Source organism: Pseudomonas putida (genome assembly GCF_028682475.1).
GTDB lineage: Bacteria > Pseudomonadota > Gammaproteobacteria > Pseudomonadales > Pseudomonadaceae > Aquipseudomonas > Aquipseudomonas putida_AG.
This window is the reverse complement of sequence record NZ_JANHLE010000047.1, coordinates 1-21,172: the sequence shown is the minus strand read 5'-3', so window position 1 is coordinate 21,172 and position 21,172 is coordinate 1. Positions and strand designations below refer to the sequence as shown.

The following is a 21,172-nucleotide window of genomic DNA, read 5'->3' as shown; positions in this document are numbered from 1 at the left end:
TGGCATTGTTGCTTTTGGCAAGGTTGTGGGTGGTGCAAAAGGGACTGGTGCAGCTGAAGTGCCGGCTACTTCTGCAATTGCGCGTGTTGGGCTGAGAGACGATCTGGCCGCCCAAGCAGGGATTCCTCGAAATATTGCTGAATCGCCGTCGAGCATGTGGGGTAAATCGATGGATGATATCAAACAGTCGCTAACCCTTGATGGTGCGAGCCTTACGCCGAAAGCACCATTGGCTGGTACTTCAGGTAAAGCACAGGTCTTTAACGTTGAAGGACACCCGAAAATAAAAGAGGTAGAGTTCCATCCTGGCGGTGGAACCCACGGTGATAGTCCGTACTATAAGCTTGTTAGTACTGAGAAGATTGGAAATAAAAATATAGAAATACGGGTAATTAATCCGTCGCCTGATTTTAGTCCGGGCACTATTACGCGTTATCAACAATACTATGATGCCCAAGGAAATCGTCTGAAATATGAGGGCGGTGAGTGGAAGGGGTGGAAGTGATCTATGAGAAATTTATTCCCTGATTTGTACTCTGACCTTGTTCCAGGTATATCAGCAGCAGGATTCTCTTTAGGTGAATCGTTTTCCAGCGTTAGCAAAAAAGTTGGAGTGGTTGAGTGGTACGGTCCGGAAGTAACTGTCCGTGACATTCTCCTTAAGAATAATTCTTGGATTGGAGTTAAGAGAAGGATCGGTTTTGGTAGTGAGCTTTTATTGTCATATCGATTTATGAGTGAGGCGGTCTCATTGTACTTTGAAAGTAGCGGGAGGCTTTATAGGATTGCCGTAGGTGAAGGGTATTATGGAAAATTTAATGGTGTCAGCATTGGGGATGATCTTCGAAGCTTAGAAAGGGAGTTTGAAGTTTTGTTTAATGATGCGGATGATGACTTTCTTCTAAGGGAAGGTGGAAGTATATTGACTGGGATTAGTTTTATTACGGACTACAGGGCTTCCTTGGAAGATGCGCCAGAACAGGTTATCAAGTTTATATCAATACATGACTGGTCCCTTCGATAAAAATAGTGGGCAGAGCACGTTTTCATAAGTACGTTAAAATAAATAGGTGCAAAAGGTCGGTCGCGGATGATTTCTTCGTAGGTACGAAAAACACAGATAAAGTCTTAGGTCAGATCAAGGCTGGCGACCTTCATGGATTCCCGGAAAGTGTCACAGCGTTCCAAGGGGGCGGACAGGTGACGAAGATCGCAGGTGGAGATGGTGTTGTAAGAGATATGCTGAAAATTCCAGGTGAGTATCGTGGGGAAAAGGCGCTTTCGGGTTCATAAAGGGGGCGGGTGGGTCAATTAACCATCGACTATTCAAGCCGGCCCCAGCGGAGTGACTTATGGGTGCTATATGGTCGGAACAAATTGATTATATTCTAAGTTGTGGGGTGTCTCTAGAATGCTTGGGTGTGCGGAACTGGACTCTGGGTCGTGATGTCGCTTTACGTGCTATTTATGAGCTTAAGAATTTTGGGGTCTCGATTCTTGGAGGGATGTATATCAATTAGTTGGCGAGGTGGCTGAGCAGGCGTACGACAGCCGGTACTGCGAGCAAGGGGCTGACGAGTCGGATTCTTCTTATTTAAAATGAAGTTAAGATAAGGCAGTGAATTATATTTGAAGCTACTTAGGGCAGGGGCGGCTTTTTGCGCTAGCACCTAAAATTCGATGGTGCAAAAGACGATTCTGCTAAACTCGATTCGCTGCTTGATTCTTTTGCGTTGAATGATGCAGGGAAACACGTTCTAGAACATTTTCAGAAAATCAATCACCACGATGAGCAAGTGGCTGACCATGCTTGGCTGCAATCATTCTGGGGCGAGTCTGGGGTTGCGGGTGGAGTGCTCAGTGGCGGCGCTGCAGCGCTGGCGGCGGCAGAGAGGGCAGAGATGCCACGCTAAACGAAGTGTACATTTTGCGGTAGGTGTACTTCGTGGATCGCATACGGTTTATGCGCCAACCGTCGCCAAAGCCTCTGTGAGCGAGCAGTAGAAGCTTGTAAATGTTCAAAAGTTCACAAAGGAGCTTCTTGGCCCCATAAGGGCTTGTATAGAAAGTAATTGAAGGCTGTGATGGAAGTGACAAAAGGGTTTCAAACTGAAGACGATATAGTCAGGCAACTTAAAATCGTACAGAAAAAGCAAATAAAACTTGTTAAAGTGATTTCGCTTTGATAAATAGCAAGTAGCTAATACAGAATAATAAACAAACATAAAATCCGCTTCCGTAGTCGAAGTGTGGGGGATTTCTATCTTGCTCAAGTCTCCGCAAGCTGCGCAAGTTTTATTGAGAAGAAGAGTTGTCGCGAGTAGTGATAGTGTGGTACGTGCCCAATGAGTCAGGCAAACAATAGTTTGTAGGGTTAGGAATCTCGCGCGTGACACTAGATGAACCACCAGTCGATTGCAACTCATATACCCCGACATGGCACATAGTAGGTGCTAAATATGACTCTTTCGTATAGTCGAGTCGAACTTCATAGTCCTTCCCTGCTTGAGGAATAAAACTTGCGCTGGCTGGGCTGCAGCTTGATTTAGCAGCTCCAAACCAGAGAGATGCGATAAATGTCTGCCCCGCAGGCATCACGCGCTCATCGAAGTATCCGTTGGTAGTGTTTACGTTCTGTGTCTTCGCCGAACCTGGCATGCCTATGATGTTATTCTGATAATCCGAGGGGTATCGCAAAGTGATTGAGCTGAGCTCTTCTTTTGTATGATCACGCACAACGCGCCATCCCGGAGGAGGAATAATTCCGCTTTTTTTGCTGACATTGTAATACTCCTCGCAGGTTTGGCCTACAACATAGCCTGCATATATCCCTTGCCCAGAAAATATACGAATTCGCGCCGTACTGGCAGGATCGTACTTTTGAGCTTCAACAACATTTTCTATGTTGATCTTGTTTGTTCCGCATCCTGCTATAGCAAATACAGTGACAAGTACCAATATAAATCGCACAAACATTTCCCCTCTCCCTTGTAGGTCGGACGTAAATCTCGGCGGTTTGGGCTTACAACCCCTTTAAGACTTTGATGGCTCTACCGACTCTACGTTTCGGTTTTAATCGTAACCGCTTTCGGCTCAGAGGACCAGTATGTGCTTTTCCTACGGTATTCGGTAATGAATTTCACTCAGTAGCTCTTGAAAAACAGAGCATGATTGACCCAGAAAGTAGATAGAGTACGTGGGGCTAGAAACTGCTTGACTAGTATCTCTTTTAGGCCGCGCTGGAATGTCTTTTTGCTCATATCCACGGATCGCTTAGACAGGCCGTCGTTGAACCAGGCTAGTTCGATGCTTTCTGCGAACCCCGGACGCATAGGCGCTCGTTCGTATTCTTGTAAGACGAGTTGGAACACTCAGGACACAGTACGGCCAAGATCGAAAGCGGCAGCCACACCAGCGGCAAACACCTTCACAAAAGAAGCATCATCACGCTCATCTACGGTGTAGAACGAAGCCATCTGAAGTACCTCTCCTGTACGCGTTCTGACGTAACGGTCTTTACGTCTTCACCGTCACCTCAGTGGGCTCCAGCAGGCGATTCGCTAAGGGGCTGTATTCAAGTCGATAGCAGCCGTACGCACGGCTCTGCTTTCAACCCGAGGCCTCCTAGCGAATGGTGAAGTTAATCGCAGGTAGACAGCTGACGCAGTCAATCCCAGTCCATTTTGATGTTTTCTTGCTTTCGGAACTCGTCCAGCACGCTCTGATAGTGGAGCCTTTCAAACGTCAGGCTTGGTATCGCGTCGTACCAGTCAACAGAGGGGGATTCCATCGTAAGCAAATCCCTTAGCAAGCCAAATCGGCTCCACTGAACGTGATGCTTATTAGCACACTGCCCAGTGACAATAACGGTACAGGTCAGGTCCAGGTCATCAGAGCAGACAAGCAAAGGAACCAAGGTCTTCCATCCCGGCGCAGTGGAATAAATCCGATCCCATATCAACCAGGTATCTTCATCGCGATATGAACCTGAATGGGCTGCTACGAGGTCGAGCTCGGTATCCGGGTTTTGCCTAGGCAGCCAAACCTCCAGAGGCACTCCGTCAATGGCAAAGGTCGGGTAGTAGCCACGGCTGTATTTGGATTTATGGCTGGCAATAGATAGCAGGTTGATCATTCCACGCCTAAGCCACAGGTTTCATCTGCGTGTAAACCCAAATTCCCATTGTCAGTACAGCCACAACAACGATGATGCCTTCGCGCTTGAGCAGGTGCCAAGGCAACCGCTCGGCCTGGCGCTTGATCACGTTCAATACCCGGGTCCATATTGGAACCCTGCCGCCCACCAGTGCCGCATTCGTGAAATACAACGTGCCAAAGAACACCACCACTGGGCTGGCCCAGCGCATCCAGGGCACATGGCTGGACGCTGAGAAAGCCAGGGCTGCCGGCACCACACTGGGGAGAACATGGCGCAGCACCAGGAGCCCGGCGCCTTGCCGGTACCCTCTGCGCGGGAGCAGCCGTTGGCTCAAGCGCACATCCAGTGACCGCACCGCCATCGCCAACGTGGACCAGAACTGGTAGGCCTTGGTGCCAAACCAGAGCATGCCCACCATCAGCAGCGGCGCGACATTCGGATTGAAGATGCCGTCCCTTTTCGCGGGGCCGCCAAACAGGTAGGCCGCAAAACAAATCGCCAACGACAACCACAGAAAAACATTGACCCCACGGTAGCTTTCCGGCGGCAACCAGTCCCGCCAGTTGTCGAGTGGTTTCAGCCCAAGGCGTTCGGGGAGCTCGGGGTACTGGTACTCGATGGCTTGGGCGAGTTGGGTGAAACGTTGCCAGTCGCTCTCGGTAAAGTAGTCCGCGAGTTCACGACGGCGGCAATCATTCAGGGGTTTGAACAGCAAGGCGGCGGGCTTCCCATAAAGCTGGTTGGCGTCGAACCTGGCCAGGTCGCTGCGCACGCTTTCCACCATGGCCTCAATTTCGCATCGTCGGGTCAAGTCCTCCCAACGCCAGTGCTCGCACGGCAGGTTGCCCTGGGTTTCGTCCCAGCCCATCGCCTTGCATACGTCATCGAAAAAGGCCGGCGACCAGTGCGGGGCAGATTCGAGCCAATCGAGCAAGTCTTGCTCGAACTGCTGGCGGCGCTCGAAAGGCAATAGCCAGGCGCTGGCAAGCCAATGCTGCAGCGCGTCCAGAACCTGGCGATCCTTGCCCTCGGTCAGCCATTGCTGCATCTGCGTCAAGGACGGCTCGGGAGGGCTGGCGTCGATGGCGATATCGACGTGCTCCATCGGGAGGGCCGGCGGGGAGCAATCCGGCGCAGGTTCGCTTGCGGTGACGGGGGCATGCTCGACTTGCTCATCCACCTGAGCGCGCCAGCGCGCCTCGGCCAGCGAGGTTTCATAGGCTTCGCGCAATCGCTGAAACGCTTCTGGGCTTTCGTCCGGACGATGGATTTTCAGCAGCCGCGCATAGGCACGCTTGATACTGCGTTCGTCCGCGCCCGGGGTGAGGTCGAGAAACTGCCAGTGGTTCATGGTGGTTTAGTCCTCTCGTTCGAAATGAGCCAGGCGTTGAGTGATGTCGCTGCGGGCTGCGCGTATCTGGTGTTCGTCCTGGCTATCGAGCATGTGCTGGAAGTAATGCGCCAGCCCGGCAATATGCTCCCGGCCATCGCCGAGGCTTTCCTGATACAAGCGGTCCAGCCGGGCCAACAGCAGGGTGTTGATCTGCTGATCGCGGGGGTGGAACTTCAGCGCTTCAAGGGCCGCCAGCCGTTGGGCAATTTCTTCCGGGGGCAGTACGCCAGGGTTGTTCTCGATCACCAGTCGGCGGGTCTCGCCGTTGATGGGCAAATGCACCTGCGCTTCGAGCAAACCGTTGTTGTCGTAGGTGAAGCGCACATCCAGGCTGACCTCACCGGCCTTGCGCGGCGGCACAGGGATGTCCAGCTCACCCAGGAAGATGTTGTTGCTCACCAGCCGGCTTTCGCCCTGATAAATGCGCAGGTTGACCATCTTCTGATTGTCACTGAGGGTGGACACGGTACGGGACCGACTCACTGGCACCACGCAGTTGCGCTCGATGATCGGCAGGTAATGGCCTGCCTGGTAGCCGGCACCTTGTTGTACCGACGTCTCGATGCCCAAGGTGTAGGGGCAGACATCGGTGAGCACCACTTCCTCAAGGGAGGCATGGCGCGCCTGGAGTGCCGCTTGAACGGCTGCGCCTTGGGCGACCACTTCGTCCGGGTTGAGCTGCATCGCCGGGATTCGCCCGAACAGCGACGCGACAAGCTTGCGCACCAGTGGCATACGGGTGGTACCGCCCACCAGCACGATCTCGTCCAGGTCCGCGACCTTGATCCGGGCATCGCGCATGGCGCGTTCGATCGGCGCACGCAAGCGCTCCAGCAAGGGACGAACGATGTCCGCAAGCTCGCCCTGGGTCAGTTCAAGGACCCACTCACGCGACTGCTCGCGCAGGGTAAAACGTGCGCTCTGCGCCTGCCCCAGGGTATGGCGAACCCGCTGTGCTTCACTTCGTAACCGCTGGGCGATGGCGGGGAGGGTGGTATCTGGCAGGTCGGTGGCGCCGATCCTGGCGACGAAGTGCGCTACCAGCAGGTCATCGAAGTCCTCACCGCCGAGGAAGTTGTCCCCCGCACTGGCGCGAATTTCCATGACGCCTTCGAACAGCTCCAGAATCGACACGTCAAAGGTGCCACCGCCGAGGTCGAACACCAGGAAGGTTGATTCGTCTCGCTGCTCAAGACCATAGGCCAGGGCGGCGGCGGTGGGTTCGTTGACCAGTTTTTCGATTTTCAGCCCGGCCAGTTCACCAGCGGTCCGCGTGGCCTTGCGCTGGGCGTCATTGAAATACGCAGGCACGCTGATCACTGCTTCGTGAACCGGCTCGCCCAGGGCGCGTTCGGCGTCAGCCTTGAGGCTGCGCAGCAGCATCGCCGAGAGTTCCTCCGCGCGATAGGTGTTTACGCCGAGCCGCGTTTCACGGGCGCTGCCCATGTAGCGCTTGAACAGGGACGCGGTGAGGTGCGGGTGGGTGTGCAAGCGCTCCTGGGCGATACTTCCGGCAATCAGCTGGCCTTGGTCGTCGAGGCCAACGACGCTGGGCGTGAGCAGGTTGCCCAGGGCATTGGGGAGTATCCGGGCCTTCTCACCATCCCAGACCGCCACGAGGCTGTTGGTGGTGCCCAAGTCAATTCCTATGATCACAATCTCGTTTCCTCTAAAGACGCAGCCTTCCCCACATCGCCGTCCCGCATCAGGTCGGTGAGCATCTGCCACGGGTTCACTGTGGTGGGCGGGGGCTTGCTGACCAGGACGGGGGATTGGGCGGCGAAGCCCGTGAGCAGGGCAAGAAGCAGCAGACGTGTGAATGCACGCAGGAATACGAGCATGAAAAGTCCTCGCGAAGGGGCTGATGCCTGAAAATCGCCGAAACCGTGCAGAAGGCTCAGACGCGACTGAAAACAGTGATGCTCGGGCGCTAGCACGCTGCACCTGTGCGCGCGGGCGGTCCGGATTGGGCAAACCCGCTTTCACAGCCCAAAGCAGTCAGGTGCAACAATGCCCGGCAAAAGACCGGATGACATTGGGCAAACGGCAAGTCATCAAGCGGGGCCCAAAAAAACCTGAAGGTGTGGCCATGGTCGTCAAGCGTGTTGTGCGTCCATTGTTCTGGCAACACTACCTGTACCTCACAGAGCTGAAACGACCATATCTGGTCCAGATGCCCGGCATCCCAGCAGCCCAGATCTCTGACAACGGTTGCCGAATCGATCCCGGACTCCTCTTTCAATTCGCGAAGCGCGGCTTGGGTTGGCGATTCACCGGTCTCGATTGTGCCTTTGACCAGCTGCACTCCGGCGAGTGGGTGCTGGAACAATAGAATGCAAGGGTCAGGCGAGCGGCGGAGGATGACCGGGCAGGCCTTGTTGGGTGACATGACGATCTCCTTATCGACAAGCGAGCAATCTTATCTCATGGCGTGGTTGAAGTAGGCTTGCTCCACGATGGACTCGTCGTGGTGTTGAAAATAGATCGCACCGTCTATATCGCGGGGCAAGCCCGCTCCCACCGGGGCTCGGTGCATCAGTGGTTTAGGGGTATGCGCGCTTCAATCCTCGATTTCAACCTGCGGGTTGTAGTACTTGCTCTGATCCGGAGTAAAGGTCACCACCATACCGGTGCGGCTGCAACTGAGGGTCAGTTCCGCACTGGTGTCGATCTGCAGGTCTTCGCCACGCAGGCCTTGCCATTGGGCGAGGTATTTGAGCGAGCCGAATTTCTCGCGTTTTTTCAGGGTGCGCTCCACGCCGCCTTTCCAGCCGAGCACCGGCAGTTCACCGGCGAGGCAGCGCTGGGCGATGTCCGGGTGTTTGAGCGCACGTTCGCGGCCGATTTCCCAGCAGCGGATCAGGCCGTTGTCCGGACCTTGCCAGGTGTCGATCCAGGTGAGGGTTGGGCGCACTGCGAAGTGGATCGGACGATGGACAATGCTGCTCATTCAGCCTCCCTGGCTGGTTGTTTTTGTAGGGCTGGATGCTACTAATTTGCCATCATTGGTGTCTAGCGTTGAAAAATGAAGAAGTGAAGAGAAGGTATAGGCTGTTTATTGGGGGTTGTCCGGGTCTCGACCACGTTGCGGTCGATCGCCGGCTTCGCCAGCTCCCACCGACCTTAACGCTGGTTTACCCAATAATCATGCAACGCCCGCGCAGCCGGCTCGATCGCCGCCACCCGCTGACGATGCAACACCACATCCAGATCCACCGGCAGTTCATAGTTATCCTGCTCGGCGCAATCAGTGATCACCTGCAACCGGCCCGCCAGCACCTCAGGCAGCTCCGGCCAGTTACCGACCGCAACCCCACGCACATACCCAAAGCACCATTCCTCCGCCAGGGTCAGCGGCTGACCGCGATGCTCGGTCTGCTCGAAGCGCGCCTTGAACGCCTGTGGCTCGTTCGCCAGCTGGCTCGCCAGGGTATTGAGATGACGCACACAGAGGTCGATAAAACGCCGGCATTCTTCAGGCTTTTGCCATTCCGGCGTCTGCCCGCCCCAGATCGCCGGGAACCACTCGGCAATGTCCACCTGCACCGGGCTCGACACCAGCGCAGTGAAGTAGCCGTCCAGCTCGGACGGGTTGAGCACGGAGTGCTCGTCGCCGTACTTGAGCAGGATGTCTTCGATGAACTCGAACTCGCTGGGGCTGAGAGGTTGGGCTTGCATAAAAAGGTTCCTTGGCGAGGTGAGCGTGAAAAAAAGCGCGGAGGATGAACCTTTGCGACGATTTTTTCCAGTCGGTACAACACTATAAACCGTGCCCAAGCCCTCTGGCACTGGCCTTTGCCCGTTATCTGTGGCCTGCTGGGCACTCTTTTGACAGCACAAGGACGTCACCATGTCATTCCCTGCGAACGAGCGCGCAGCACTGCTGGCGGTCAAGGGCGTTGGCCCCACCGTGGTCGAGCGCCTCGAACAACTGGGCTATCACTCCCTGGCCCAGCTGAGCCAGGCCGATGCCCTGGAGATCGTCACCCAGGCGGCGTCGCTGGTCGGCTCCAGCTGCTGGAAAAACAGCCCGCAGGCGCGCGCGGCGATTCAGGCCGCCATCGCCCGGGCGCGGCTGGGTTGAGTCTGCTCGGCGGACTAAATTCCGGCGCGGCGGTTTCGTTCTCTTGGTAGCCACCGTACGCCCGCTGTGCGGCGGGCCCATTCAATCCAGGAGACAGGCAATGACATCCGTATTCGACCGCGACGACATCGTGTTCCAGGTAGTGGTCAACCACGAAGAGCAGTATTCCATCTGGCCCGACTACAAGGCCGTGCCCGCCGGCTGGCGTACCGTTGGCAAGAGCGGCCTGAAAAAGGAATGCCTGGCCTACATCGACGAAGTCTGGACCGATATGCGCCCGCTGAGCCTGCGCCAGAAGATGGCCGAAACCGCAGCGTCGCACTGAGGGCTGGCTTGTGTCGTCACTGACCCTGTTGTGCCTGCCGTATTCCGGGGCCAGCGCCATGGTCTACAGCCGCTGGCGGCGCAAGTTGCCGGCCTGGCTGAACCTGCGCCCGGTGGAGTTGCCCGGGCGCGGTGCGCGCATGGGCGAGCCGCTACAAACCGACATGCAGGCCCTGGCACGGCAGCTGGCCTGTGAGCAGCGCCTGGCCGCCAGTCAGCCCTATGCCTTGCTGGGCCATAGCCTCGGGGCCCTGCTGGCCTTCGAGCTGGCCCACGAACTGCAGGCGCTGGGCTGCTCGTCACCGGTGGCGCTGTTTGCCTGCGGCACGGCGGCGCCGACCCGCCGCGAAGATTACAACGACGGCAACTGGCGCGAGCCGAAAAGCGATGCGGGGTTGATCGAAGAGCTGCGCAAGCTCAAGGGCACACCGGAAGAGGTGCTGGCCAATCAGGAACTGATGAGCCTGACCTTGCCGGTGCTGCGCGCCGATTTTCTCCTGTGTGGCCGTTATAGCTACCGTCAGCGCCCGGCGCTGCATTGCCCGCTGCATGTGCTGGGCGGCGAAGATGATCGCGCCACTGAAGAGCAGTTGCTGGCCTGGCGTCGCGAGACCCAGGGTGACTTTTCCCTGCAGACCTTCCCCAGCGGCCACTTCTTCATCCATGAGCATGAAGACCGGGTGCTGGGTGTACTCGGCGCCGCGCTGGAACCCCATCGCTTGTCGGCCTAGCACTGGAAGCATTGACGCGACGGCCAGCGCTGGGCGAGCCTTGGAGGTTCAACCACGACGCAGGTGCAAGGAATGTTGATCAAGCCGAACCAGGCCAGCTTGCTGGTCATCGACGTGCAGGAAAAACTCATTGGGGCCGTCAGCGACCCGGCCGGTACCCTGGCGCGCACGCGCTGGCTGATGGCCGCCACTGCTGAGCTGGGGCTGCCGACGGTGATTTCCGAGCAGTACCCCAAGGGCCTCGGTCCGACCGTCGCCGCCCTCAAGCAGGCGTCGCCGGAGGCCCAGGTGGTGGAAAAGCTGCACTTTTCCTGCGTCGCCGCTCAATGCCTGCCGGCCTCCTTGCTGGCCCGCGAACAGGTGATTGTCTGCGGCATGGAAACCCATATCTGCGTACTGCAAACCGTGCTCGGCCTGCGCGCGCTGGGCAAACAGGTGTTCGTGGTCGAGGACGCCTGTGATTGCCGTGGCGCCCACAACCAGGCAGCGGGCATTGCCCGTATGCGTGATGCTGGAGCGCAGATCGTCACCCGCGAGATGGTGGTGTTCGAACTGATGGAAAGCTCGGGCCACGAACAGTTCCGCCACATCAGCAAGACCTACATGGTGGGTGAGCAGCCCTGACGCATGCACGGGCAGGTGGCTCGGGGTCGGCAAGTGCATTAGAGTGCGCGGCAAATTCATAACGACAGGATGTTCCGATGAAAGCCCGCGCCTTGCTGCCCCTTGTTTCCTCGCTGATGGTTGCTGCGCTGCCAGTGCTTGCCCAGGCCCAGGCCAGTGTCGCCCAGGTCTTCAACGGCGAAGTGCTTGGTACCAACCTCAAGTACTTCGAGTCGCTTGCCGGCGTTGCCCGTACCAGTTTCGGCGACAAACACACTTACAAGGTGCAGGGCTGCGAGATCACTGCCGACGCTAGCGGTGGCACCATCAATGACCTGCGCCTGACCCTGTCGCCGACCTGCAAGGCGGATCTGCGTTCCTTCATCGGCGACTTCGCGCCGCCCGCCAACCAGCCGCTGACCTTCGCTGCGCTGCACCAGTCCACTGGCGGCCCGCTGGAGTTCTACGCCGATTGCCTGGAGCTGTGCGGCAACGCCTACGACCCGTCGGTGTATGCGCTGTGGGAAGGTCCGCGGGCGATCGGTTTTACCCAGGTTCTGGTCGAAGCGATGCTCACCGATGACGCGGCCATCGACGCGGCGAGCAAGTGGAGCATGGAGATGAAAAAGCACAAGGGCGAGGATTTCGTCATCGACAACCAGTACAACTGCGATCGCAGCTTCGACCCGATTGCCCTGCAAAGCTTCAAGCCGGTGGCGATCACTGCCGTGACCATCGGTACCCAGCTGAACAAGCCGGGTTGCTGAGCAGCGGTCTGATTGCAGTCAGGCATGGCCCCCGCTACTGTGCGGGTGTTGCCGCAAGAGGCGAGGGCGCTGCATGCAGGTTCGAGGTTTAGTTTTAGCCGTTGCCGTGTTGTTGACGGTGCAGGGGTGTGTCACTCAGCGCGAAGCGCCGGAGGCGGAGCCTGCCAAGGTGCGGGCGCAGATCCTGCGCTTGCTGCCTGCCGCGACCAAGGACCGTGAAGGCTGGGCGCGCGACATCCAGACTGCCTTCAGCGCGCAGAAGATCAGCCCCAGCCGCTCCAACCTGTGTGCGGTGCTGGCGGTAACCGAGCAGGAGTCGACCTTCCAGTCCGACCCGCAGGTACCAGGCCTGGGCCGTATCGCCCGCGAGGAAATCGACCGCCGCGCCGCCAGCCTGCATATCCCGCAACTGCTGGTTAATGCTGCCTTGCAGACCCGCTCACCGAATGGCCAGAGCTACAGCGAACGGCTCGACGCGGTGCGCAGCGAAAAACAGCTCAGTGCGATTTTCGATGACCTTATCGGCACCGTACCTTTGGGGCGCACGTTGTTGGGTGACCTGAACCCGGTGCGTACCGGTGGGCCAATGCAGGTCAGCATTGCCTTTGCCGAACGCAATGCCGGCGACTACCCCTACAGCCATAGCGGGACGATTCGTCAGGAAGTGTTCAGTCGGCGTGGCGGGATGTATTTCGGCATTGCTCACCTGCTGGGTTACCCCAGCCACTATGAGCGTCAGCTGTACCGTTTTGCCGACTTCAACGCCGGGTGGTATGCCAGTCGCAATGCGGCGTTCCAGAGTGCCTTGAGTCGTGCCAGCGGGGTGAAGCTGGCGCTGGATGGCGACCTGATTGCGCCGGGGGCGATTCTGCCGGGGACTACCGAAAAGGCCGCGCGGCGTTTGGGTGAGCAGCTTGGGCTGCGTAACCCGAGCATTCGCGATCAGCTGGAGAAGGGTGACAGCCTGGCGTTTGAAGAGACCCGCTTGTATAGCGGGGTCTATGCCTTGGCTGAAGGCAAGTCCGGTAAGCCGCTGCCGCGTGCGCAGTTGCCGGGGATTGAACTGAAGAGCCCGAAGATCACCCGCAAACTGACCACCGCCTGGTTTGCCAAGCGGGTGGATGAGCGTTATCAGCGGTGCATGAAGCGCTGAGTTGGGTGGTGATCCCATCGCCGGCAAGGCCGGCTCCCACAGGGCCTGCATGCACTTGACCTGTGGGAGCCGGCCTTGCCGGCGATGAAGTCACCACAGAGTCAGTTATTACCCACCACCAATGCGCTTACGACCTGCTCGACACTGGCCTTTAACCCCGCCAGGGTATCTTGCGGATCAGTATCCACCACCACCAGCTTGGCACCTGAAGCCGCAATCACCTGCGCCACTTCCTGGCTCGGCTGCTTGTGATGCAGCACCAGCGCCACATCCTGCCCCTTGAGTTCATCACCCAGGCGCTTGAGCGCCGCCGCATCCCACTGCTCGTCCGCCACCCGCGGGTGGTCGATCAGGTCCAGGTTCAGGCCGCTGATCAGGTAATCCAGACGCTCCGAGAGATTGACCACACTGAGGTTATCCGCCTCGGCCAGCCGCGATTCGCTCCCCGCACTGAGTTCCAGCAACTCACGCTTGAGGCTCGCCAGATTAGCCTGGATCTTCGGCTGCTCACTCGGGCTCAAACGGCCCAGGTCGTTGGCCAGCACATCGGCCATGCGCCCGAAGTTGGTGGGGTTGAGCCACGGATAGGCGGCAAAGGCATTGTTGCCCTGCACGGCGATCCCCGGCAGCGCGCCGTCTACCGGGCGGGCGGCGTCGATTTCGACGATGCGGATGTTGCTGCGCCGCGCCACCGGATACAGCGGGTCGTCACTCCAGATCGACCGCAGGGCGATCACCGCATCGGCCTGGCTCGCCGCTTTTTGCAGGCTCGCGCCACCGCGGCCGCTGAAGTAGGACGGCTGGCGCGATGCCGGAATATTCGCCGGTGCGGCGCGCTGCAATTTGACCGCGGTGCCGTCGAGCAGCGCGCTGGCCAGCGCGTGGGTAACCGGCAGCGAGGCCAGTACGGTGACGCCCACCGCTTGCTGGGCCGCAGCCGCAGCGTTCTGCGCCAGGCTCAAAGTAGGCAGGCCGGCCAAAGCCAGCGCCAGGCACAGGTGCTTGAGATCGAAGGTCATGCCGGGTTTCCTTGCAGGCGTGGGACAAGGCCGCGGGCCAGGGCGGCGAGGGCGAAGCAGCAGCCGGCGACGAGAATGATCGCCGCGCCCGAAGGCACCGGCAGGTCAAAAACGATGGGCAGCAGGATACCGACCAGGGTGCTCAGGGTGGCGATCAGCACCGAGGCCCAGAAGAAGCCCTTGAGCGACTGGCTGATCAAGCGCGCCGCAGCGGCCGGAATCACCAGCAGGGCACCCACGAGGATCGCGCCGATAACCTTCACCGCCGCCACCGTGACCAGCGTCACCAGCACCACGAACAGGTAGTCCAGGCTCTTCACCGCCACACCGCGCACCGCCGCCAGCTGCGGGTTGAAACTGGCGAGCATGATGCGGTTGTACAGCGGCAAGGCCAGGGCCAACACCAGTGTGCCGACAATTCCGAGCACCAGCAGGTCCTGGCCGCTGACGGTAAGCACCGAGCCGAACAGCACGTTTTCGAGGATGTGCACGTTGATCTTGCCGGCCAGCATCAACAGCAGGCTCGCGCCCAGGGCCAGGGACACCGAGAGGAACACGCCGATCAAGGTATCCGGCGACAGCCCGGTGCGGTTGCGCAGGAAGTTGAGCAGGATGCCGAACAGCAGGCAGTAGCCGAACAGGCTGCCATACGGACCGGTGTAGGGTTCACCGAGGAGGATGCCGATGGCTACCCCGGTCAGCGCCGCGTGGCCGACGGCTTCGGAGAAGAAGGCAAAGCGCTTGACCACCACCAGCGTGCCGAGCCCGCCGAGCACCGGGCCGATCATCAGGCCGGCGAGCAGGGCATTGACCACAAAGCCATAGGCCAGAGCCTCGGGCAGGTAACCGGAACTGGCCCAGCCCTGGATCAGCAGGCGAAATTCTTCGTAGTTCATCAGGCGGTGCTCTCGCTGCGCGGGTGGATGGAGAACAGGCTGAGCAGGCGGTCTGGGGTCAGTGCCTGTTTCGGCGGGGCGTCGAACAGCACCCGGCGGCTGAGGCCGGTGACCCTGTCGGCCAGGCGCGCCACCGCTTGCAGGTCGTGCTCGATCCACAGCACCGTGGTGCCAGCGGCGCGCCAGTCCAGCAGCAGGCGTTCGAACACCTGGATACCGGCTTCGTCCAGCGCCGACATCGGTTCGTCCAGCACCAGCAGCTGCGGAGCCGGAATCAGGCCCTGGGCCAGCAGCACACGCTGACGTTCACCACCGGAGAGCGCGCCCATGCGGCGCTTGCGCTTGTCGAGCATGCCGACCCGCTCCAGCGCCGCGTCGATGGCCGGGGCCACCTTGCGCGACAAACCAAGAAAAGCCGGGCGGCGCTGACACATCGCCGCCATGAAATCGTCGACGGTCATCGGCAGGCCACGGTCGAACTCCAGCGCCTGCGGCACATAGCCGATCACCTGGGCATCGGTCGGCCAGGTCAGGGTCAGCTGGCCCTGGTGCGGCATCTGCCCGAGCAGGGTCTTGATCAGCGAACTCTTGCCACCGCCATTGGGACCGACCAGGGCGTGCACGCTACCGGCGGCGACCTTGAAGCTGACCTGATCGAGAATCCGCGTGCGGCCCAAGGTCAGGTCGATGCCGGCGAACTCGATGTCCGGCCCGCACGGCTGGCTGGTGACGGTTTCAGCGACGGTCATGCCTGCGACTCCTTGATCGCGCGGACCACGGTGTCGAGGTTGCGTTTCATCTCCACTTCATACTTCTCCTTGCTGTAGTCGCCGTAGGAGATGTGCGTCAGCGGGTAGATCTTCACCCCGGACTCGCGCTGGATGGTTTCGACATAGGCCGAGGGGAAGTCCATCTCCGAGAAGATCACCTTCACATCCAGGGCCTTGAGCTGGTCGATGGTTTTCTTCAGCTGGCTCGGGCTCGGCTCGATGCCGTGGGCCGGTTCAACCACGGCGGTGACTTCCAGGCCGAACTCGCGCACCAGGTAGTCGTAAGCGGCGTGGATGGTGGCCACGCGAAACTCCGCGCCCGGCGCTTGCGTGACCTGGGCCAGGGCATCGGCGCGCAGTTTGCGCAGGCGCTTGGCGTAGGCGCGGGCGTTCTGGCTGTAGTACCTGGCGTTGTCCGGATCGAGCTTGCCCAGTTCGCGGGCGATGTTGTTGACCTGGGCAATGCTGGCGCTGATCGACAGGAAGGTATGCGGGTTGACCACCTTGCCCGCACCGCGCGCAGCCACGCCGGTGGCGGCCAGCAGCGGTACGTTGCTGTTGGACTCGATCACGGTGATCTGCGGCTTTTCGCTGGCGGCGATCATGCGGTCGGCAAAGTCATCGTGGCCGATGCCGTTGAGCACCACCACATCGAGGCTGCCGATGCGTTTGATGTCTTCGGCCCGTGGCTCGTAGGCATGGGGGTTGAAACCGGCCGGGATCAGCGGCACCACTTCGGCCTTGTCACCGACGATGTTGCTCACGTAGCTGTAGTACGGGTGCAGGGTGATGCCGATACGCAGCGGTTTGCCATCGACGGCGGCCTGGGCCAGACCGGGCAGGGCCACAGCAATCAACACAGTCAACAGACGACGGGCGAGGGCGGAACGAAGCATGGGGCGTCCTTGTGTCAGTGGCGATGCTGGCGGGTGACGCCAGCGTCGTAGTGGGCGGCGATCTGCTGCCAGCCGGCGGCGATCAGGGCGGCGGGGGTCAGGTCAGCAGGGGCACCGGCGTCAGCCTTGCGCTGCAGCCAGACATCGGCGGCGCCGTCGTGGGCGGCTGGCACCCGCAAGAGGAAACTACCGGCCACGCTTGCTGACTGGCTCAGGCCGAGGTAGGCCTGTTCGCCGAGCCGTTGCCATTGATGCTCGCCGCGGCTGGCGCTGCTGGCATCCTTGACGAACGGCGGGAAGCCTTCTTCGGCCAGCACCGCGACCTCGACCAGGGCCTGATCTTCTTCGCGGCGCAGCTGGATTTCTTCGAAGGCCACCCGCAGGTCGGCATACACCCCTTGCTCGGCGGCGCTGAGGTCGCGCCGGGCATCGAGTTGATGGGCTTCGATGCCGACTTCGTCATGGCGCTCACCGCGCAGGGCGACGATGCCCGCGGCGACGGCGAGGATCAGCAGGCTGACCAGCAACACATACAGGGTCTCGTGCCCGGCGCCGGCCGGGCGCACCACCTGGACCCGGCTCATTGCTCGATATCTGCGTAGTCGATTTCCACCACGTGGCCGGGGCCGGCGTCGAACAGCACGTAGAACTCGCCTGCGGGGCGCTTGAAGGTCAGCTTGGAGTTCTCCCCGAGCTTGCCGGGCACGAGGATTTCCTCGTTGTAGCCGATCACGTCGAGGGTCACTCCCGGCGCGCCGCTGCCATCGGAAAAACCGCCGGTGCACTCGATCTGCTCGGCATCGACCGGCTTGCATTCGCACATCGGGTTATGGGCCAGGGCCGGGCTGGCGCCGAGCAACAGCAGCGGCAGGAGCACCTTGCGGGCGGTGGACTTCATTATTTGCCTCCTTGTTTGTTCAGCCAGGCGACGGTGGCCGGCGATGCCTTGGCCAGCGGTACGGAGGCCTGGTGCATGCTGCCGTCCCAGCCTTCGAGGGTGATCCAGATGTCAGCGTCCGCGCGGGTCTTGAGCGGGATCGGCAGGCTGGTGCCCATGCGGTAGGGCGGGCCGAAGAAGATCGTGCCGGCAGCGCGCAGACTGCGCGGTTTGCCGATGCGCAGGTAGACCGCCTTGACCTGGTTGATGCAGGTCTTGCAGAGGCTGGCGTTGAACACCTTGAAGTAGCCGGCCGGGCCGTCGGCCACCGGTGCCTCGTTGCGCAGCTCGGCCAGTTGCACGCTCCAGGGGCCGACCGCGATCTCGCCCAGCTCGCGTTCGCCGAGGCCGTTTTCGCCCCGGAACAGCGCCTGGTCGGCGAAGTACTTCGGCATGAAACCCAGCGGGATCAGCAACAACAGAATGTTCAGGTGAAAGCGCCATGTGTGCCAGAAGCGGCTCAGCGGGCTGTGTGGCGCAACTGCTGCCTTGCTCATAGGCTGGCCTCCGTAGCGGTGTCGGCTGTGCTGCCTTTGCGCGGTGCGCGTTCGCTGCGTTTGAGCGCCGCGGCGGTGGCCTGGGCGGTGCGCTTGGTCCAGATCAGCAGGCCGCTGAGGACCATCATCGACAGCACCAGGCCGAAGAAGGCCCAGATCAGCTTGATGGTCAGGCCGCCGAAGTCACCGGTGTGCAACGGGCGCATGGATTCGGTGACGAACTCCAGGGCCGAACGGTCGCTGACCAGGAACTGCGCTTCGATCTTGCTGTTGTACGGGTTGACGTTGACGGTCTGGAACATCAGCGGATACCAGCCGCGCCCGCCCAGGTAAACGTGGGCGTAGGCGTTGCCGGGCAGCGACACGAAACTCACGTCGAGGCCGGCAATCTGCTCTTTGGCAATGCGCGTGGCGTCATCCAGGTTGATCCGTGGCGCGGGTTCGCCGGAGGCGGTGAGCGGCACGTCTTCGCGGGCAATCACCGGCACGATCGGCTCGGTGGAGATAGTCACGTGGTTATCGCCCAGAATCGCCTGGATCAGGAACCAGGTGCCGGTAATGGAGATCACCGCAATGAACCAGATCGACCAGATCCCGCTCAGGCGATGAAAGTCGCCCCAGAAGATCCGCGCGCCATGGTTGAAGCGCAGGGTCGGTTTGAAGAAGCCTTTCCAGAAGCGTTTATAGACCACCAGCCCTGTGACCAGCGAGGCCAGCATCGGCAGGCCGAGCAGCGACACCAGGTACCAGCCCCAGCTGTAGCCGTTGGTGAAGGGCACCAGCCACCAGCCGTGCAGGGCGCGGGTGAAGGCCTCGAAGCTGAACGCCGGGCTCTTGCCCTGGATCGCCCCGGTGTAGGGGTTGACGTACAGGGTCGGGGCGCTGCCATCGGGGTAGGTGACCGACGCGGTGAGGGCGAAGTGCGAACCGTCCGGCTGGCTGATGAAGTTCACCGCCATGTCCGGTTCGGCCTTGTGCAGGGCATCGAGCACCTGCTGGAAACTCAGGCGTTCGGCGTCATCGCTGGGCTTGCTGGCGCGCATATCGGGGTTGGCCAGCCAGACGATCTCCTGGCTGACCACCGCCAGGGTGCCGGTGACGCAGACAATCAGGACGAAGAACCAGATCGGCAGGGCAAGCCAGCTATGGACCAGGAACCACAGTCTGGATTTGGACTTTTTCGGTTTTTGGGACATTGCAGGGGTCTTTTCAGGGGAATTGAGGTCAAGGCGATGCTCAGCCTTGGGACTGCACTAGATAGGACGAATGAGAATCGTAAAACCCGCAGCTTTAGTTGAAAGCAAATGTTTCAGCGGACGGGCGGCAAGCACGTTCGACGGTTAATTTTCCGCTTTGGCCATCCGTTTCCCTTGGATATCGACCCTCACAGGTTCGTTGCCCTCTCAAGATGGATGACTGCTGATGAACGCTGAAGACGCGCTGAAACTTGCCCGCCGCTATATCGACCTGCCTTTGGAAAAGCGCCGGCTGTTTCTCCAGGCGTTACAGCGCGAAGGCGTGGACTTCGCTCAGTTGCCTATCCCGTCCCGTGAAGTGGCGCTACAAGAACAGGTCATTTCCTATGCCCAGCAACGCATGTGGTTGCTCTGGCAATTGGACCCGCAGAGCGCTGCCTACAACTTGCCCAGTGCTGTTCGCCTGTGCGGCACGCTTAACCTGCAAGCGCTGGAACAGGCTTTTGCCGACCTGATGCAGCGCCATGCCACCTTGCGTACCGCGTTTGCCCGCCAGGACGATGGCAGTGTCGAGCCTGTGGCAATTACTGCGCCGGTGCAGGTCGAGCAGCAGGACTTCACGCATCTGGAGGCTCAGGCGCGGGAGGAGCAAGTGCACGCGGCGGCGCGCCAGCAGATGTTGCAACCCTTCGACCTGGAGAGCGGGCCTTTATTGCGAGTGGCGGTGCTGCGCTTGCAGGCGCACGAGCATGTCTTGTTGCTGACTCTTCATCACATCGTCTCCGATGGCTGGTCGATGAATGTGCTGATCGATGAGTTCGCCCATTGTTACCAGGCACGGGACCGGCACAGCGCACCGCAGCTGCTGCCCCTGACCCTGCAGTACAGTGACTACGCCCTGTGGCAGCGGCGCTGGCTGGAGGCGGGAGAGCAGGAGCGCCAGCTGGCGTATTGGCGTGCGCAGTTGGGCGACGATCACCCACTGCTCGAGCTGCCTCTGGATCATCCGCGCCCGGCGCTGCCCGGTTATGCCGGCACGCGTCACGAGCTGGTGCTCGAGCACAACCTGGCCGAGCAATTGCGCGCCCTGGCCCGTCAACAGAACGTCACCCTGTTCATGCTCTTGCTTGGCGCCTTTAGCGTGTTGCTGCAGCGCTATAGCGGCCAGTCTGATGTACGTGTCGGTGTACCGATCGCCAATCGCAACCGGCGTGAAGTCGAAGGCCTCATCGGCTTTTTCGTTAACACTCAGGTAGTGCGGATGCGGCTCGACCCGCAGATGTCGGTTGCCGCCCTGCTTGCGCAAATCAAAGACAGCGCTCTGGGCGCTCAGGCCCATCAGGAGCTGCCGTTCGAGCAACTGGTCGATGCACTCAAGCTGGAGCGTACTCCGGGCCAGAATCCACTGTTCCAGGTGATGTACAACCATCAGCCGCAGGTGGCCGATATCAGTGTTCTGAAGGTCGGTGATAACCTGCAGCTCGAAGTGATTGAACCCCGCAGCCGTACCACGCAATTCGACCTGACCCTCGATACCTACGAAACAGGCGGCAGCCTGCACGCCGCTTTGACCTTCGCCAACGAACTGTTCGAGCGGGCAACCATCGAACGCATGGGCCAGCATTGGCTGGGGCTGCTGCGCGCGATGGTTGCTGACCCGCAGCAAAGCATCGGTAACCTGCCCTTGCTCGATGGTCAGGAGCGCGACCAGGTTGTCCGGCAGTGGAACGACACCCACGTGGACTAT

Annotated in this window: 24 protein-coding genes and 1 pseudogene; 9 read left to right on the top strand and 16 right to left on the bottom strand. The window is 60.0% G+C overall.

What is annotated here, in order from left to right:
• Together NPS47_RS24300 and NPS47_RS24295 are read left to right on the top strand one after the other, a co-directional pair.
• A pseudogene (locus tag NPS47_RS24300) lies at nt 1-505 on the top strand (hypothetical protein); the annotation flags it as partial.
• 3 nt (nt 506-508) lie between these two features.
• Entirely contained in the window at nt 509-1,024 is a 516-nt protein-coding gene (locus NPS47_RS24295) for a hypothetical protein (RefSeq protein ID WP_274297286.1), read from the top strand.
• Nucleotides 1,025-2,295: 1,271 nt separating this feature from the next.
• Here the strand turns inward: NPS47_RS24295 and NPS47_RS24290 are convergent.
• The 8 genes from NPS47_RS24290 to NPS47_RS24255 form a co-directional block, all read right to left on the bottom strand.
• Nucleotides 2,296-2,976: a hypothetical protein gene (locus NPS47_RS24290; protein ID WP_274297285.1), complete on the bottom strand. Its 681-nt coding sequence runs from the start codon at nt 2,974-2,976 to the stop codon at nt 2,296-2,298.
• 691 nt (nt 2,977-3,667) lie between these two features.
• The gene (locus NPS47_RS24285) at nt 3,668-4,135 is read right to left on the bottom strand and encodes a hypothetical protein (protein WP_274297284.1); all 468 of its coding nucleotides are present in this window, start codon (nt 4,133-4,135) and stop codon (nt 3,668-3,670) included.
• 7 nt (nt 4,136-4,142) lie between these two features.
• The gene (locus NPS47_RS24280; protein WP_274297283.1) at nt 4,143-5,510 is read right to left on the bottom strand and encodes a J domain-containing protein; all 1,368 of its coding nucleotides are present in this window, start codon (nt 5,508-5,510) and stop codon (nt 4,143-4,145) included.
• A 6-nt stretch (nt 5,511-5,516) separates the two neighbouring features.
• Nucleotides 5,517-7,208: a molecular chaperone HscC gene (locus tag NPS47_RS24275; RefSeq protein WP_274297282.1), complete on the bottom strand. Its 1,692-nt coding sequence runs from the start codon at nt 7,206-7,208 to the stop codon at nt 5,517-5,519.
• The gene (locus NPS47_RS24270; RefSeq protein WP_274297281.1) at nt 7,205-7,393 is read right to left on the bottom strand and encodes a hypothetical protein; all 189 of its coding nucleotides are present in this window, start codon (nt 7,391-7,393) and stop codon (nt 7,205-7,207) included. Before NPS47_RS24270 ends, NPS47_RS24275 begins: the two co-directional genes overlap by 4 nt.
• An 89-nt stretch (nt 7,394-7,482) precedes the next feature.
• Nucleotides 7,483-7,941, bottom strand: a complete 459-nt coding sequence (locus NPS47_RS24265; RefSeq protein WP_274297280.1) for an NUDIX hydrolase — start codon at nt 7,939-7,941, stop codon at nt 7,483-7,485.
• 171 nt (nt 7,942-8,112) lie between these two features.
• A complete protein-coding gene (locus NPS47_RS24260; RefSeq protein ID WP_274297279.1) occupies nt 8,113-8,502 on the bottom strand; it encodes a hypothetical protein in 390 nt (129 codons plus the stop codon).
• Between the two features lie 173 nt (nt 8,503-8,675).
• Nucleotides 8,676-9,230, bottom strand: coding sequence for a UPF0149 family protein (locus NPS47_RS24255; RefSeq protein WP_274297278.1), 555 nt, complete (start codon nt 9,228-9,230; stop codon nt 8,676-8,678).
• 172 nt (nt 9,231-9,402) lie between these two features.
• On the opposite strand from NPS47_RS24255, the gene NPS47_RS24250 reads away from it, so the two are divergent.
• From NPS47_RS24250 to NPS47_RS24225, 6 genes are all read left to right on the top strand, one after another.
• Complete coding sequence (locus NPS47_RS24250) at nt 9,403-9,636, top strand: Pathogenicity locus (RefSeq protein ID WP_038609383.1); 234 nt, start codon at nt 9,403-9,405, stop codon at nt 9,634-9,636.
• Between the two features lie 100 nt (nt 9,637-9,736).
• Nucleotides 9,737-9,961: an MbtH family protein gene (locus NPS47_RS24245; RefSeq protein ID WP_038609386.1), complete on the top strand. Its 225-nt coding sequence runs from the start codon at nt 9,737-9,739 to the stop codon at nt 9,959-9,961.
• 10 nt (nt 9,962-9,971) lie between these two features.
• Nucleotides 9,972-10,691 (top strand): thioesterase II family protein, encoded by a 720-nt coding sequence (locus NPS47_RS24240; protein ID WP_274297277.1) that lies wholly within the window; start codon nt 9,972-9,974, stop codon nt 10,689-10,691.
• Nucleotides 10,692-10,763: 72 nt separating this feature from the next.
• Entirely contained in the window at nt 10,764-11,315 is a 552-nt protein-coding gene (locus NPS47_RS24235; protein WP_274297276.1) for a hydrolase, read from the top strand.
• 77 nt (nt 11,316-11,392) lie between these two features.
• Nucleotides 11,393-12,061 carry a hypothetical protein gene (locus NPS47_RS24230; RefSeq protein ID WP_274297275.1) on the top strand — a complete coding sequence of 223 codons (669 nt, stop codon included), beginning with the start codon at nt 11,393-11,395 and terminating at the stop codon, nt 12,059-12,061.
• 73 nt (nt 12,062-12,134) lie between these two features.
• A complete protein-coding gene (locus NPS47_RS24225) occupies nt 12,135-13,214 on the top strand; it encodes a DUF1615 domain-containing protein (RefSeq protein WP_274297274.1) in 1,080 nt (359 codons plus the stop codon).
• 101 nt (nt 13,215-13,315) lie between these two features.
• On the opposite strand, the gene NPS47_RS24220 is transcribed toward NPS47_RS24225, so the two are convergent.
• Genes NPS47_RS24220 through NPS47_RS24185 form a run of 8 tightly spaced genes read right to left on the bottom strand, consistent with a single transcriptional unit; the run spans nt 13,316 to nt 19,425 of the window.
• Nucleotides 13,316-14,233 carry a metal ABC transporter solute-binding protein, Zn/Mn family gene (locus NPS47_RS24220; RefSeq protein ID WP_274297273.1) on the bottom strand — a complete coding sequence of 306 codons (918 nt, stop codon included), beginning with the start codon at nt 14,231-14,233 and terminating at the stop codon, nt 13,316-13,318.
• A complete protein-coding gene (locus NPS47_RS24215; protein ID WP_191833815.1) occupies nt 14,230-15,129 on the bottom strand; it encodes a metal ABC transporter permease in 900 nt (299 codons plus the stop codon). The genes NPS47_RS24220 and NPS47_RS24215 overlap by 4 nt, the downstream gene beginning before the upstream one ends.
• Nucleotides 15,129-15,878, bottom strand: coding sequence for a metal ABC transporter ATP-binding protein (locus NPS47_RS24210; protein ID WP_274297272.1), 750 nt, complete (start codon nt 15,876-15,878; stop codon nt 15,129-15,131). The genes NPS47_RS24215 and NPS47_RS24210 overlap by 1 nt, the downstream gene beginning before the upstream one ends.
• Nucleotides 15,875-16,795, bottom strand: coding sequence for a metal ABC transporter substrate-binding protein (locus tag NPS47_RS24205; protein WP_274297271.1), 921 nt, complete (start codon nt 16,793-16,795; stop codon nt 15,875-15,877). The genes NPS47_RS24210 and NPS47_RS24205 overlap by 4 nt, the downstream gene beginning before the upstream one ends.
• Before the next feature lie 14 nt (nt 16,796-16,809).
• Complete coding sequence (locus NPS47_RS24200; RefSeq protein WP_274297270.1) at nt 16,810-17,379, bottom strand: DUF6162 family protein; 570 nt, start codon at nt 17,377-17,379, stop codon at nt 16,810-16,812.
• Nucleotides 17,376-17,693: a hypothetical protein gene (locus NPS47_RS24195; protein WP_274297269.1), complete on the bottom strand. Its 318-nt coding sequence runs from the start codon at nt 17,691-17,693 to the stop codon at nt 17,376-17,378. Before NPS47_RS24195 ends, NPS47_RS24200 begins: the two co-directional genes overlap by 4 nt.
• On the bottom strand, nt 17,693-18,229 hold the full coding sequence (locus tag NPS47_RS24190; protein ID WP_274297268.1) for a thiamine pyrophosphate-binding protein: 537 nt from the start codon (nt 18,227-18,229) through the stop codon (nt 17,693-17,695). The genes NPS47_RS24195 and NPS47_RS24190 overlap by 1 nt, the downstream gene beginning before the upstream one ends.
• A complete protein-coding gene (locus NPS47_RS24185; protein ID WP_274297267.1) occupies nt 18,226-19,425 on the bottom strand; it encodes a PepSY-associated TM helix domain-containing protein in 1,200 nt (399 codons plus the stop codon). Before NPS47_RS24185 ends, NPS47_RS24190 begins: the two co-directional genes overlap by 4 nt.
• Before the next feature lie 226 nt (nt 19,426-19,651).
• Here NPS47_RS24185 and NPS47_RS24180 point away from each other — a divergent pair.
• A partial coding sequence (locus tag NPS47_RS24180; protein WP_274297266.1) for a condensation domain-containing protein occupies nt 19,652-21,172 on the top strand: 1,521 nt, incomplete at its 3' end.

Coding starts and splice junctions, on each gene's coding strand:
- NPS47_RS24205 (WP_274297271.1), bottom strand. CDS start 16,795: ATGCTTCGTTCCGCCCTCGCCCGTCGTCTGTTGACTGTGTTGATTGCT.
- NPS47_RS24295 (WP_274297286.1), top strand. CDS start 509: ATGAGAAATTTATTCCCTGATTTGTACTCTGACCTTGTTCCAGGTATA.
- NPS47_RS24210 (WP_274297272.1), bottom strand. CDS start 15,878: ATGACCGTCGCTGAAACCGTCACCAGCCAGCCGTGCGGGCCGGACATC.
- NPS47_RS24185 (WP_274297267.1), bottom strand. CDS start 19,425: ATGTCCCAAAAACCGAAAAAGTCCAAATCCAGACTGTGGTTCCTGGTC.
- NPS47_RS24270 (WP_274297281.1), bottom strand. CDS start 7,393: ATGCTCGTATTCCTGCGTGCATTCACACGTCTGCTGCTTCTTGCCCTG.
- NPS47_RS24250 (WP_038609383.1), top strand. CDS start 9,403: ATGTCATTCCCTGCGAACGAGCGCGCAGCACTGCTGGCGGTCAAGGGC.
- NPS47_RS24260 (WP_274297279.1), bottom strand. CDS start 8,502: ATGAGCAGCATTGTCCATCGTCCGATCCACTTCGCAGTGCGCCCAACC.
- NPS47_RS24265 (WP_274297280.1), bottom strand. CDS start 7,941: ATGTCACCCAACAAGGCCTGCCCGGTCATCCTCCGCCGCTCGCCTGAC.
- NPS47_RS24200 (WP_274297270.1), bottom strand. CDS start 17,379: ATGAGCCGGGTCCAGGTGGTGCGCCCGGCCGGCGCCGGGCACGAGACC.
- NPS47_RS24190 (WP_274297268.1), bottom strand. CDS start 18,229: ATGAGCAAGGCAGCAGTTGCGCCACACAGCCCGCTGAGCCGCTTCTGG.
- NPS47_RS24225 (WP_274297274.1), top strand. CDS start 12,135: ATGCAGGTTCGAGGTTTAGTTTTAGCCGTTGCCGTGTTGTTGACGGTG.
- NPS47_RS24235 (WP_274297276.1), top strand. CDS start 10,764: ATGTTGATCAAGCCGAACCAGGCCAGCTTGCTGGTCATCGACGTGCAG.
- NPS47_RS24245 (WP_038609386.1), top strand. CDS start 9,737: ATGACATCCGTATTCGACCGCGACGACATCGTGTTCCAGGTAGTGGTC.
- NPS47_RS24195 (WP_274297269.1), bottom strand. CDS start 17,693: ATGAAGTCCACCGCCCGCAAGGTGCTCCTGCCGCTGCTGTTGCTCGGC.
- NPS47_RS24220 (WP_274297273.1), bottom strand. CDS start 14,233: ATGACCTTCGATCTCAAGCACCTGTGCCTGGCGCTGGCTTTGGCCGGC.
- NPS47_RS24230 (WP_274297275.1), top strand. CDS start 11,393: ATGAAAGCCCGCGCCTTGCTGCCCCTTGTTTCCTCGCTGATGGTTGCT.
- NPS47_RS24255 (WP_274297278.1), bottom strand. CDS start 9,230: ATGCAAGCCCAACCTCTCAGCCCCAGCGAGTTCGAGTTCATCGAAGAC.
- NPS47_RS24285 (WP_274297284.1), bottom strand. CDS start 4,135: ATGATCAACCTGCTATCTATTGCCAGCCATAAATCCAAATACAGCCGT.
- NPS47_RS24215 (WP_191833815.1), bottom strand. CDS start 15,129: ATGAACTACGAAGAATTTCGCCTGCTGATCCAGGGCTGGGCCAGTTCC.
- NPS47_RS24280 (WP_274297283.1), bottom strand. CDS start 5,510: ATGAACCACTGGCAGTTTCTCGACCTCACCCCGGGCGCGGACGAACGC.
- NPS47_RS24290 (WP_274297285.1), bottom strand. CDS start 2,976: ATGTTTGTGCGATTTATATTGGTACTTGTCACTGTATTTGCTATAGCA.